This is a genomic window from Paenibacillus allorhizoplanae (genome assembly GCF_927798215.1).
Classification (GTDB): Bacteria; Bacillota; Bacilli; order Paenibacillales; family NBRC-103111; genus Paenibacillus_E; species Paenibacillus_E allorhizoplanae.
Window position 1 is genome coordinate 1 of the sequence record NZ_CAKMMW010000053.1, and the last position, 11,830, is coordinate 11,830.

Here is an 11,830-nt window from a genome sequence, read left to right on the forward strand (position 1 = left end):
CCTTCTGATAACCTTTTACGTAGACAGGTCGTTTTATCTCTGGTTCATCAGGAAACAAACGGGTGGGATAAGATCCGCTAAGTGAATTGGGTTGTTCAAATAACGGAGAACGATAGTGAAACAGTGAAGGGCTGCCGCGTGGTAGCCCTTCACTCCGTTAACGGGCAGGATAGTTAAATTGCTTCACGAATACTCTAGGTTAGAGGTGTTCGGTATGAGTGGCTTGAATAGGACATTAACAGAACTAGAAGTAGAAATGATTGCGATGGAGCATATCAATAACAATCCATCCACTATTTTCAATTATCAATTGGTTAGCATTACATATGATGTGAATCGGCATCCTTCTTAGTCAGTAATATTTGAAATGCGAACTCACAGTGGTGATTTAGTGGATGGTCCCTTAGTATTAGGAATTGATGAATATGGAGAAATCATATTTATAGGCTAGCATGAAAGAGGATTAAGCTAACGGGTAACGTTAGTTCAATAAACCAGCGGCAGTCTAGGGCTTTATTTTCCAGTCCAAGGCTGCCGTTGGTTTTATAATTGGAGGTCAGTCTAATACTTATTAAAGCAGATGACACTTTAAATACCCTCTGATAGTCCGTAGATCAACGAATCGAGTCTACTTTATTTTCACTGAACAACAGTGGGAAGCCGACCAAAGTGTTAACGGCTTCTCAAGGATCATAATGAATACTTAAATATATGAAGGCCTTGTTTTGAGTGCCGTTTTATATGGTGATGTGTTTTGTGAGGCTGTGTTGGTTCTGGTGGGGAGAAACGGAAATGATAATGAAAACCGTTTGAATTTTGTGGAATTTGGAGGGGGCTAAAGAAAATAAAAAACACCCCACAGATAGAGGTGTTTCGAAGGGGGGGGATGAAAGGATACAATATCAACATATTCAAACTATTCACATATGTATCTAGTCGACATCCCATTTGTTTGATTCTAAAAAATAAGTGGCTGCCCTGTTCATAACTAGTTTCCGTCAAGACTTGCTCTACATGTTTCAGGCGTTGTTGTTTCAGAGCTTTCGATTAGGTTGTTATACTCTTGAATCTCTTCTATATTGATCAAGACATCAGAACTTGATGATTCGGATTTAACTTTTTCTGAATTCTCATTTAGCTTATTATCCATTTGGGTCAAGACCTCCCTGTCATTTTAAAAAGATTATTGCCATTACAATGGGGGCTTTAGTTCCTTTGACCATTTCTGTTAACAGGCTTAGTGATGTCACAAATGAAGCAGATACGGCTTGAGCCTTTTATTTGCCTCACGTTGTCACAATAGATGCATTTCATTATATCTTCCACCTCCTAGTTAGGCTATTATGCCCGTTGGTTAATAGTGTATATTCATTAGTCCCAATTACAGAATCGTATCACACAAGAAATTCTCCGATTGCCAACAAGTCAAACTTAACCGCTCAGCTAACGGACAGGATATTTGAATCGCTTAGCCGAATATTCTAAATATGGAATTATTGCGGAGGTGGAAAACGTATACAAGAAACCGATAATTTATATTCAACTAATCGTCTTTATTGGATTAGTCAGTGCCATTTTTGTACTCTTAAATCAACAATCTCATAAAGAAAATACAAACAAAAACAAGTCAATTATTATTAACTTTGACCAAGTGGATTTGGATCGAGTTGATGAAATGGTGAAAAGATTTAATGAGGGTAAAGGAGATAACTTAATGATTATTTCCCCGACAATAGATAGCGGTCCATTGATTCATGACGTAAATTCAAATGGTAAAGAAATACATTGGATCGTTGATAACACACGAGACGCATGGGCGGGTACAGACAAAGGCAAGACGGAATTTGTCTGTAAATCAATTTCAATGAATGAAAGAGACGACGAGTTTTTTGATGTTGAATTATCTAAATGTAATAACTTCAAGGAAGATGAGCAACTGAGGCTAATATCATTTAGAAAAGAGATATTATAGTAGATGCTTAGAAGGAATCATTATCTCCTGTTAACATACACTTAGCGTGGCTTAGATGGAGTAGTAAGTTTAATTGTATTGAACTAACGGGAAACGTTTGTTCAATAAACAGCAATGGGAGGCTGCCGACACGATCGGCAGCCTTTCGCTCACCTAACGGGCAGGTTAGTGTAACTAATGCTTTTCCAATCCTGTCTATTTATATAATGATTCTTTTAGAGTCTACGCTTAGGATTAAGGAGGGTTTATGAATATCCCAGTAAAAATAAACCTTTGGTCATTCATATTAATGTTGTTCTGCTGGATAGCTTTCTTTTTAGTTCAACCTGTTTCAGCAGTACCGTTTAACCCGCATTACATAATCTTAAGTGCCACTATCATCGTGCTTATTATTAGTGTGGTGGGTCTGGGAGGAATTTCAGATTGGAGGACAGCCACGCAATCAACAATTGCGATTTTCGGTTCAATTGCCCTATGCTTAATCGAATCATGGGTAGTATTCATCGGTAGACTTCTGACCTAACAAGAGAAATTGCAAAGTTTGGTGTTCATCTAACGGATAACATAGGGATCGCCGGATACAGCGCAGTCCGATAATCCCTATTCGCTGAAGTAACAGGAAGCTCACCTCCGAAATATGCTAATATATAGAGTAGAGTTGCGAACTGATATTGGGGGAAAGATGAATGGCTTCATATGAATTTGAATTTAGCCCCAAAGAACTTCTTCGATTGTTGTTCTTTAAAAAGATCTGTCCTTATTGCACGAAGAAATTGATTAAAGTGAAAGATAGGACCTTTCTTGATAGAGGCTGGTACAGAATGAACGGATCTTCTTATTATGGGAACCAATATCATTTGAAATTCTATTACTACTGCAATAATTGTTCTAAAAATATACAGTTGAATGAACTCAGACATAGAAAATTCTTTAATGACTTGTAGCGATTTCTACCGAAAAACGATTGTTGAAGATAGCAACATAACAAACAGGCTGCCAGCATTGGTAGCCTGTTCAACTATCGGGCAGCATAGTTCCAATATATGGTATTATCTAACAGTGGCACAAGGTACTGAATTGCTTCAGATCTGAGTGGATGGAGGTGGCGATACTTTTTATGAGAAGGACAATAATTGGTGGGGTTTTCGTGTTAATTGGCACCATGATATCAATAGCGGTCTTCATTGCAGCTGCTATTTATGCACCAAGTATCACTGTATGGCAGGGTTCAAAGTTTTGGTTTGCTATTTTCGGAGTAAATGATTTTGGCAAGGAAGTAGTAGTAGATAGCTTATTTCTTGGCTTCCCTTTTATTATAGGTATTATTTTGTTTATTTTAGGATTGATTGTGTTGGGGATGGAGTACTTCAGGAAGGAAGAATAGTTCGTGATTGAACTAACGGTGAACCAATATTTATAACTGAAGAAATAAAAATTTTGTCTTAAATTCAGTATGCGAGTTGTTAGCAGAAATGTTTGAATTACAATAAAGGTAAAAGGAGGAAGTCCTTCATGATTTCACTCAGAAAAATCACTCTGGAAAACCGGCGTGCCATGTTTAACTTGGAAGTTTCAGAGGATCAACGGCAATTTGTTGCGTCTAATCTTTCCAGCGTAGCTTCTTGTTACGTCCTTTTAACAAATGGGGGACATCCATTCCCATTTGTCATTTACGCGGATGAGCAGCCCGTCGGGTTTGTTTTGTTAGCTTATGGAATCACTGGATACGAAGAACCGTCAATCGCAGAAGACAACTATTGTATCATGCGATTAATGATTGACAAGCAATACCAAAACCGGGGTTATGGTCGGGAAGCCATGGAAAAAATCTTGGAATTTATCCGCACTTGTCCAGCAGGGTCAGCAGATTACTGCTGGATTCCGTATAAATCTGATAACTTCGCTGCCAAAAAGCTTTATGAAAGTTTCGGTTTCAGGGACAACGGTGAAGTGTTTAACAACGAATCAATAACTGTATTGCGACTCTAATTTGATGTCAAATCATTAAGCGAGCTCAGAGGAAAGGCAATTCCGCTAACGGTGAACTATAGAGTGGCGTTGGAACCAATCCATCGTCTGTTTTCAATTCTGGCGATCCGCTCAACTATCGGGACCGGATAGTTTTAATTCGAAATAGATTAAAGACAAAAAATTTTAAGGTTGGGTGGATCGTTAAATGGCAGATAAATTTGTTTGTCGGTTGTACTTCCCAAGCGAAAAGCTTAGTTCTCAGGATGTAATTAATACATTTTTTGACTATAAATTTTTTACAGCCACTCATATGAAAGGAATAGGACGTGGCTTTAACTCCACTAAATATAAACAAAAAGTATTCTTGGAAGGTTTAGGAAAAAAGCTTGTTAGCAATGAATCTAGATATACTATTGTACTTGAGGATGAAATGATCAATTCGTCTATAGGTTTGTATAAAAGAAGTAATTTAATATCAATGCTTTCAATAACAATTGCCGAAAATAGTTTTGCAGAATTTAGAACTGAAATTCTCAGAAACATAGATTTACAATTCCAAAAGTTACGCGGCATAGTGTGTTATGCAAACTCAATGATGGATGGTCTGCTGCAAAATAGCCAAAACCCAGATACTTATATCCGAAATAACAAGTCGTTGGATAATATTAAGCTAATTCCTTCTCCAGGTATAAAAGACCAGCAAATTATTGATATTGAACAATTTCCAGGACACTCTCATTTAATTAATGATTTGTGGTTTGGCACTGGTTGGAAGATGTGGTTTGGTTCTCATTATTTTCAATACATACCACGTGATCTCTTAGTTTCTTTCAATAATTGTTAAAAAATGAACTTGAGAACGGAATATTAAGCATTACATTATTTGATGATATTTGGGATTATGATAACCCTGAGAACAGAGCAAAACAATGGTCATTCCGCAGGTATACAGGTATTGATGAAATTGCTCACGCACTAATGAATTCGCGTCAGTGTAACATTCACGATCCATCAATTAGTATTGAGACCGAAATGGCTTGTAAACATGGTGGGGTTAGATTGATTACGTATTATTACAATGATAACGGTGATCTGGTCCAAAAGACCAAAGCAACAAAATGTAAAATATATGAGTTTGGAGCAGATGGTAATGTCATTTGTTCCAGTGAAGAGATACTCAAATGATATTACAATAGGTTTATGAACTCTAAGCTAACGTAAGAACGATAGTAGAAAAACAGGGAGCAGTTTGCCGTGGCAGCTGCTCCCTGTTTTCATTCAAGTAACTGGCAGATTTGTTCAACAGGTGGGCAGGATAGAGTGATCACTTCGCGAATAATTCAAGTGCGGATATTATATTTTAGTGAGGTAAACCATGGGCTATTATTATCGAGGTATTCTTACATCAATTGAGTCATTAGATTGTATTAAAAATAGGTTTAGGAATCTCTACGTGATTCAATTATACAAAGACTTATTAACCATACCAATTACAGATGAACTATACGATGAAATAAATATGAACCAAGGAAGTTCCTTTAAGAATTATGAATATTTGACTGATTTAATCGGTAAATTCTGCTTGGAAATTTCCAAGGTCAGTAGAACTGCTTATGTTGAAGCAGAATATTTTGGTGGAATTGGCACACAGAGCGGGATTGTTTGGGATTCAGAAGTCGTTATTTATGAGGAAACTTTAAGTAAAAACGCAATTAATAAAGCACTTGAGCATTTAGGTATTATAAAGACTGATGGTAAGGATGAATTCGATACTGTGAATCTAAGTAGACATCGATTCATTGATGATTGGATAAACAAAGAATATCATTTATAGATCCCCTCAAAGGTTGTTACCATTCTAAATCCTAATTGACGATCAGGTTCAGCCTTTGGTCATTAACCTAACGAATAACGATACTTGAACCGGCTGCCGCGAAGCAGTCATTATTACGTTAACGGTTAACGGGAAGCTATGCTTAGAGCAGATTGGAAGGGGTGTTTTTGTATTGGGTTACATAATGGAATTAAGGAAGTTAGTTGGGTCGAGACCACTTATAATGACAGGTGCTTGCGTTTTATTGTGTAACAATAAAAAATTGTTATTACAACGTAGAACCGACAGCGGTTTATGGGAATTACCTGGCGGTTCTATGGAACCTGGAGAAAGTCTTGAGGAGGTTGCTAAAAGGGAACTCTTTGAGGAAACAGGGGTTGAAGCTAAGAGCCTTGAAATGTTTCGCGTCTTCTCTGGAAAAGATCTGTATTATAAATATCCTCATGGTGATGAAGTATATAATGTTGTTTCCGCTTATGTATGTTCCGACTTCGAAGGAGCCCTGAAAGAAGACGGAGTCGAAGTACAAGAATTAAGATTCTTTAGTTTTTCTGAAATACCAAACGAATTATCGCCCCCAGACAAACCTGTAATTTATAAATTCCTCGAATCGTTAAACTAACGGAGAACGATAGTTCATTCCCAAACATCAGCCTGTAGCCTTTTTTGTTGCCGCGCAGGATAGTATAAAGGATACGAGGAAATTAATTGTTTGGTAAATATGCTGAAAAGGAGGCGAGTAAAATGAAATTCGAATTTTTTAATGATACTGGAAGACTAGTTAGTATTCATCCTGGAACTAAAACAAGCGGCATCAAGTGCGATATGGACAGCATTAAGCCACTGGAAGCAAGAACATTTCTTCTCCCTCCTGGAACATATCCATGGGTGAAAATGTGGGATTATGGTGAAGAACGAGGTTTATCAATTTTTGTTTCAGCCAAGAAAGATGATACCCCTTAGAGCAAATTCACGATTCAACGGATAACTTTACCTAAATAGGGATCGCCTGCTGCCGCGCAGTTAACGAGCCCTATTTCCGTTGAACTAAAGGGCAGATTTGCGCAACTATTGTTAATAGGAAGCGTTTATATAAGAACAACAATAAATGGAAATAGGCGAACGACTGATGAAAAAAAAGATTTATTGGGTTATATAAAACAAAAAAGCGAAGTTGAAGTTAGCGAGGGTACGTATTCTGACATTGAAACCAATCTTTCAAAAGGTAAATTTGGTGGGATGTCACTTGCTTTGGAGAATATCCGATTCATTTCTAATGGCACTGTGGTACTTACCAGTAGAAAAACATTCTTGGGCAGCATACAAATGCGACAAAATTTTGAAAAGAAAAATAATCTTTGGTCAGTCAAGAAAGATAAAATATTGAAATCTAAGTAAAATTATCCGCCAATCGTTCCTCTCGGGAGATGTTTTGTTACGCTAACGGAAAACGTTAGTTCAATCAAAAAGACTTAGAGGAATAAAATAGTTGTCAATGAATGATTGAATATCATTAAGGTAATCGGGGAGAGAAGGGAAAAGGATCTTTAAGAAGAACAGATATGCAGTATTAATAATCACCATCGCCCTGTTATTGTTCGTAATGGCTTCTACAAGACCAAGTTTTATAGATTATCAAATGTATTTGCATAACGTCCAAGAGCTTAATTGCGATCCTACCGAAAGCTCTGATTGCGTTCACACTATGAATGATTTGTTGGCATCACGGCTCACGCATCTCATTTTCTTTATGACAGCTGATTCTCATATTTTCGGAGATGAGGACAATAAAATACGAGTAATAGGTATTTTCAATCATTTCTTTGTTATCGAAAATCATCTTCATCCAAATTTAGATGATTATTAAACATGGGTTCATCGTTTAGCTAACGGGTAACGATAGTTGAGGGGTTTGCTTCGCGGCAACTCCTCTCTTGTTTATTAAAGTAACGGGCAGGATTATTTCAATAATGGTAATATTAGCTAGAGGACTCAAAGTTTAAATCTTTATATCATTTACAAAAGGTGTGGGCATTTTGTATAAGAGCTTTTTGGAGAAATTTCAAATTAATGGACCTATCATGAAAAGTGATATTGTTGAAGTAGAAACACAATTTCAACTAAAATTTCCTCCCGATTATGTTGAATTTATGTTGGAGGCAAATGGTGGAGAAGGTACGGTTGGTGAGAGAAATTACTTAAGGTTGTGGAAAATAGAGGAGCTTATTCAAGACAACGAGGAATATGCTGTCCATGATTTTGCGCCCGGCTTAATATTAATCGGTTCTGACGGTGGCGGTACTGCCTATGGATATGATTTTAGAAATGAAATACCCAAGTTGGTTGAGGTTGATTTTATAGGCTTGGATTTGGATTCCCCGTTTTACAGCACTTATAAATTCTCCGAATTTATTGAGTACCTCTACAACTATTAAGAGTCAATAGAAACAAAGGGCTGGTTCATTCAACTAACGGGTAACGTTAATTTAGGAGCGCATTGGCTGAAGAAGGCGATGAGGTTAATGGATTGACGGACTTCTCCTCCTAACTGGAAACTTTGGTATTGTGAAATGTAAAAAGGATGGCGATTTCGCCATCCTTTTTCGTTATATTAAAGGGCTTGGTTAAAATAATTTATGATTTCATTTTTCACTTGCTCTCTTGGTTCTAGTACATCATGACCTGCATGATCTACTATAATAATTTTTGGATTATGTTTCTGATACTCTCTCATATGATCATCGTTAAGTAAAGAACTATTCTCAGCACCTTTCAGGACAAGCAGTTGCCCTTCAATATTGTTAAGGGCCGGTGAAAGGTCACAATCCTCTAATTCATTAAGCAGACGCATCGGCAATTCTTTAGCAAATCTTTTGTATATAATGTTATCTTTTTCAATGTAAAAGGTATCTTTCTTAATTTCAAATTCTTCACGGCTTATTTCCTGGACTGCAGTTATAGTTGCATATAAGTGATCCCATGTTTCATATGTTTCATAAGAATCTGTAAGTTTCTTAGCCCACTCCTCTTTAATCTTTGGGTGGTGCGCTTGAAAGTCTCCTATCACAAAACCTTGAACGCTATTTGGGTAAAGTGAAGCATACTTCAATACGTAGGATACTCCTCTTGAATGAGCGATGAAATGTGCTTTATTTATCTTTAAATGTTTCATTACAGCCTCAATATCTGATACCATATGATCAAGTGTAAAGCCATTTTCGGGCATTCCACTCTCACCGCACCCTCTAATATCAAGTGCAATCACATGTCTGGGACTTGAGTATCGTCCAGAGGAGAGTTCTTCGCCAATCCATTTATAAGTTCTTGCATTAGAAAAGGTCCCATGAATACAAATTACAGGGAGTTTACTGCATTTTGTTTCAGGTTTCCATTCTAAAAAATGAGTTTGAAACCCCTCGGATCTATTAACGAAATAGTTATTCATTCATTTCAATCCTCCTTGAAGTAGCAGTTGTTGTATTTCATAAATTATACTACTAAACCTTAAATTAACAATCGTTTTCACACCATGTACATAATATCGTTGAGGTTGTAGTGTATGGTTTGTCGTGTTTATAGGGAGATTCCATACCAGCTCTTTTCATTTCTCAACTAATGGGCAGGATTGCGTAGTCACTTCGCGAATACTTAGATAAATGGCTAATTTACTTAGTTCACGAAAAAGACGTTATGTGTAATACCTGTAAAAAGTGAAAGGGTGAGAGCAATGACGTTAGAAGAAAAACTATACAATGAATTAACTGCACAGAACAATTCTTTCTTAATTGGTATTAGAGTGAATATTAAGTGGGAGCATCAAAAATTCATAAATTTAATAGAATTAATGCGAGATTATATTTTAAAGACAGAAAATAATTCTATTATTGAACGTAAATTTTTAAAAGGGTATTTGTATTTATCTCGGTTCATACCCCAGTGGACAAGTCATGATAACTTCAGAAGGAATAATAATGCTTTTTCTAATGATTACTATGAAACAGCGTATAAATTAATTAGTTTAATATATAACTGGTTTGTTAATGGAAGTGTATTTGATACTATTGAACGGAACATAAATGACTATGAAGAATACTTGAACAAACTAACTAGCTTAATCAAAGAAGACGGGTACAACTCATAACACCGTATTTTGCCTGAGGCATTTCAAGGGCGTAATGCCATTACGCTAACGCAAAACCTTACTTACACAGGGATCGCCGGCTGCCACGCAGTCTGGACGATCCCTATTCTATTGAAGTAAATGACAGGATTTCATGATGTCATAAAATTCCATTCAGTAGAATCTTTATTCCATTCTGGATTTCCATATTCATTGATATGATTAGGTTAACGTAAGGAGGGAGAACTTTGGTACGTGTTGTAGTTGGTTCTAGCGGCAGTAAAAATAATGCTGACTGGTTGCACACTGAGGAGCATGAATTAAGCTTATTGGTAGGCGAGGATTGGGAAAACAGGTTCGCCATTAATTCAATTGATGCCATATTGGCGGAACATGTTTGGGAACATCTTACTTATGATGAAGGTGTTCAAGCAGCAAAGCTATGCTTTAGATTTTTAAAGGTGGGAGGGTACATACGCTGCGCGGTACCAGATGCTTATTTACCAGATGAAGCGTATCAGAATTTAGTTAAGATCGGTGGTCCTGGTCCCAAAGATCACCCTGCTGCTTCTCATAAAATTGTACATACTTATCATTCTTTACGATCCATGTTCGAGGAAGCAGATTATAATGTTAAATTGCTTGAATATTGTGATGAAAATGGCAAATTTCATTATGATGATTGGGACGAGACAAAAGGTTTTATTTACCGATCAAAACGATTTGATCACAGGAACAAGGATGGGAGATTAGGCTTTGTGTCGCTCATTATTGATGCAACGAAACCCTTCCGCTAACGCAGAACGTTAGTTGAGAGGGAGTTGCATCTTCTAAAGGAACTCCTCTTTGATTTATTCTGGTAATTTGAATAAAATGTATTGTAAAAAGGCATTCATTGAAAGGGCAGGTATAAAATGAAGGGAAATACACCGGTTAAATTAGATGATCTAATTAATGAAATTGATATTCAAATGGACGAGACTTTTACATATATAAACACCCAGACGGGAGAAGTTATTACATTATCAAGAGAAGAGATAAGAGCGGCAGAAGATGAAGAGCCAATTGAAAACTATCCAGAATGGCAAAGAGAGAGCATAGAACAAGCAATAAAAATTATAGAGGATGAAAACGAAACTTTCTTGGATTTCACACTAAGAAACGATTACCATGAGTATGAATTGGTAGAAGAATTTATCGGAACATTAAGCGAAGTAGAGGTTCAAGAAGAATTGTTTGGAGCAATTCAAGGAAGAGGGGCATTCAGAAGATTTAAAGACGGGATCAGAGAGCATGATGTGGAAAACCAATGGTATAAATTCAAAGAAAAAAAGTTGAAGGAATTAGTTATTGAATGGTGTGAATCGAAGAATCTTAGGATTGAAAAATGAAGCATTACATTTGTAATCGAGATATAAGAGCGGTAGTAATTGCTTAATGACTACAAAAAGCTGACTGCGTGAAACAGTCAGCTTTTCAATTAATGGCTATTCCGCTCCCTCAGTTTAATGTAATGTGAGTCCCCCACGAATATCTGTAGAATAACGTTAATATAGTTATATTTGGAAACATTTTACAATAACAAGCATATTTAGTTTAGGTAGCTTAGGAAGAGGTGCTAGTATGATTGCGTTCGCAACCTTATCGTGGTTAAGTATAATTTATTATTTTTTACTTGGTATTGGTGGTCCAATTTTCATCATTTGGTTTGCCGTTTCATATGTAAGAGGTATGAAAGAACGTAACAAAATACTTAGGGAATTGGTCGAAAAATTCAAAGATACTGCACCATAAAATACCGAGTTTTGTTATAGTTGCTACGCTAACGGCGAACGTTTGTTCAATAAGAAATCAAGACGAGGCTGCTGGCATGAATCGGCAGCCTCATTAAAGTAACTGTCAGTTTAGTGAGAAAGCCTGTGGCTTATGGTAC

Annotated in this window: 17 protein-coding genes; 15 read left to right on the forward strand and 2 right to left on the reverse strand. The window is 36.7% G+C overall.

Features of this window, described 5'->3' with window-relative positions; all coding sequences use genetic code 11:
- Positions 1-214 precede the first annotated feature (214 nt).
- The gene (locus tag L6I86_RS35200; protein ID WP_236293561.1) at positions 215-352 is read left to right on the forward strand and encodes a hypothetical protein; all 138 of its coding nucleotides are present in this window, start codon (positions 215-217) and stop codon (positions 350-352) included.
- Between the two features lie 636 nt (positions 353-988).
- Here the strand turns inward: L6I86_RS35200 and L6I86_RS35205 are convergent.
- Positions 989-1,150, reverse strand: a complete 162-nt coding sequence (locus tag L6I86_RS35205; RefSeq protein WP_236293563.1) for a hypothetical protein — start codon at positions 1,148-1,150, stop codon at positions 989-991.
- Between the two features lie 309 nt (positions 1,151-1,459).
- On the opposite strand from L6I86_RS35205, the gene L6I86_RS35210 reads away from it, so the two are divergent.
- The 11 genes from L6I86_RS35210 to L6I86_RS35260 all read left to right on the forward strand — a co-directional run bounded on the left by L6I86_RS35210 (position 1,460) and on the right by L6I86_RS35260 (position 8,212).
- Positions 1,460-1,972 (forward strand): DUF4362 domain-containing protein, encoded by a 513-nt coding sequence (locus L6I86_RS35210; RefSeq protein WP_236293565.1) that lies wholly within the window; start codon positions 1,460-1,462, stop codon positions 1,970-1,972.
- A 247-nt stretch (positions 1,973-2,219) separates the two neighbouring features.
- Positions 2,220-2,495 carry a hypothetical protein gene (locus L6I86_RS35215; protein ID WP_236293567.1) on the forward strand — a complete coding sequence of 92 codons (276 nt, stop codon included), beginning with the start codon at positions 2,220-2,222 and terminating at the stop codon, positions 2,493-2,495.
- 594 nt (positions 2,496-3,089) lie between these two features.
- A complete protein-coding gene (locus tag L6I86_RS35220; protein WP_236293569.1) occupies positions 3,090-3,356 on the forward strand; it encodes a hypothetical protein in 267 nt (88 codons plus the stop codon).
- Positions 3,357-3,484: 128 nt separating this feature from the next.
- A complete protein-coding gene (locus L6I86_RS35225) occupies positions 3,485-3,961 on the forward strand; it encodes a GNAT family N-acetyltransferase (protein WP_236293571.1) in 477 nt (158 codons plus the stop codon).
- Positions 3,962-4,148: 187 nt separating this feature from the next.
- The gene (locus tag L6I86_RS35230; protein ID WP_236293573.1) at positions 4,149-4,787 is read left to right on the forward strand and encodes a hypothetical protein; all 639 of its coding nucleotides are present in this window, start codon (positions 4,149-4,151) and stop codon (positions 4,785-4,787) included.
- On the forward strand, positions 4,781-5,128 hold the full coding sequence (locus L6I86_RS35235; RefSeq protein ID WP_236293575.1) for a hypothetical protein: 348 nt from the start codon (positions 4,781-4,783) through the stop codon (positions 5,126-5,128). The genes L6I86_RS35230 and L6I86_RS35235 overlap by 7 nt, the downstream gene beginning before the upstream one ends.
- Before the next feature lie 268 nt (positions 5,129-5,396).
- Positions 5,397-5,777 (forward strand): hypothetical protein, encoded by a 381-nt coding sequence (locus tag L6I86_RS35240; RefSeq protein ID WP_236293576.1) that lies wholly within the window; start codon positions 5,397-5,399, stop codon positions 5,775-5,777.
- 172 nt (positions 5,778-5,949) lie between these two features.
- Positions 5,950-6,399, forward strand: coding sequence for an NUDIX hydrolase (locus L6I86_RS35245; protein WP_236293577.1), 450 nt, complete (start codon positions 5,950-5,952; stop codon positions 6,397-6,399).
- Between the two features lie 122 nt (positions 6,400-6,521).
- Positions 6,522-6,740: a hypothetical protein gene (locus tag L6I86_RS35250; RefSeq protein WP_236293578.1), complete on the forward strand. Its 219-nt coding sequence runs from the start codon at positions 6,522-6,524 to the stop codon at positions 6,738-6,740.
- Positions 6,741-6,848: 108 nt separating this feature from the next.
- Positions 6,849-7,175, forward strand: a complete 327-nt coding sequence (locus tag L6I86_RS35255) for a hypothetical protein (RefSeq protein ID WP_236293579.1) — start codon at positions 6,849-6,851, stop codon at positions 7,173-7,175.
- Positions 7,176-7,858: 683 nt separating this feature from the next.
- Positions 7,859-8,212 (forward strand): SMI1/KNR4 family protein, encoded by a 354-nt coding sequence (locus L6I86_RS35260; protein WP_236293580.1) that lies wholly within the window; start codon positions 7,859-7,861, stop codon positions 8,210-8,212.
- A gap of 176 nt (positions 8,213-8,388) precedes the next feature.
- Here L6I86_RS35260 and L6I86_RS35265 read toward each other — a convergent pair whose 3' ends face one another.
- Positions 8,389-9,222, reverse strand: coding sequence for an alpha/beta fold hydrolase (locus L6I86_RS35265; protein WP_236293582.1), 834 nt, complete (start codon positions 9,220-9,222; stop codon positions 8,389-8,391).
- 273 nt (positions 9,223-9,495) lie between these two features.
- Here L6I86_RS35265 and L6I86_RS35270 point away from each other — a divergent pair, with 273 nt between their 5' ends.
- The 3 genes from L6I86_RS35270 (at position 9,496) to L6I86_RS35280 (ending at position 11,288) form a co-directional block, all read left to right on the forward strand.
- Positions 9,496-9,918, forward strand: a complete 423-nt coding sequence (locus tag L6I86_RS35270) for a hypothetical protein (RefSeq protein ID WP_236293583.1) — start codon at positions 9,496-9,498, stop codon at positions 9,916-9,918.
- Between the two features lie 227 nt (positions 9,919-10,145).
- Positions 10,146-10,694, forward strand: coding sequence for a class I SAM-dependent methyltransferase (locus tag L6I86_RS35275; protein WP_236293584.1), 549 nt, complete (start codon positions 10,146-10,148; stop codon positions 10,692-10,694).
- 117 nt (positions 10,695-10,811) lie between these two features.
- The gene (locus tag L6I86_RS35280) at positions 10,812-11,288 is read left to right on the forward strand and encodes a UPF0158 family protein (protein WP_236293587.1); all 477 of its coding nucleotides are present in this window, start codon (positions 10,812-10,814) and stop codon (positions 11,286-11,288) included.
- Positions 11,289-11,830 lie beyond the last annotated feature (542 nt).

Excerpts from the sequence above, each read along its gene's own strand:
- L6I86_RS35215 (WP_236293567.1), top strand. The coding sequence starts at position 2,220 with ATGAATATCCCAGTAAAAATAAACCTTTGGTCATTCATATTAATGTTG.
- L6I86_RS35200 (WP_236293561.1), top strand. The coding sequence starts at position 215 with ATGAGTGGCTTGAATAGGACATTAACAGAACTAGAAGTAGAAATGATT.
- L6I86_RS35220 (WP_236293569.1), top strand. The coding sequence starts at position 3,090 with ATGAGAAGGACAATAATTGGTGGGGTTTTCGTGTTAATTGGCACCATG.
- L6I86_RS35205 (WP_236293563.1), bottom strand. The coding sequence starts at position 1,150 with ATGGATAATAAGCTAAATGAGAATTCAGAAAAAGTTAAATCCGAATCA.
- L6I86_RS35265 (WP_236293582.1), bottom strand. The coding sequence starts at position 9,222 with ATGAATAACTATTTCGTTAATAGATCCGAGGGGTTTCAAACTCATTTT.
- L6I86_RS35230 (WP_236293573.1), top strand. The coding sequence starts at position 4,149 with ATGGCAGATAAATTTGTTTGTCGGTTGTACTTCCCAAGCGAAAAGCTT.
- L6I86_RS35260 (WP_236293580.1), top strand. The coding sequence starts at position 7,859 with ATGAAAAGTGATATTGTTGAAGTAGAAACACAATTTCAACTAAAATTT.
- L6I86_RS35225 (WP_236293571.1), top strand. The coding sequence starts at position 3,485 with ATGATTTCACTCAGAAAAATCACTCTGGAAAACCGGCGTGCCATGTTT.
- L6I86_RS35250 (WP_236293578.1), top strand. The coding sequence starts at position 6,522 with ATGAAATTCGAATTTTTTAATGATACTGGAAGACTAGTTAGTATTCAT.
- L6I86_RS35280 (WP_236293587.1), top strand. The coding sequence starts at position 10,812 with ATGAAGGGAAATACACCGGTTAAATTAGATGATCTAATTAATGAAATT.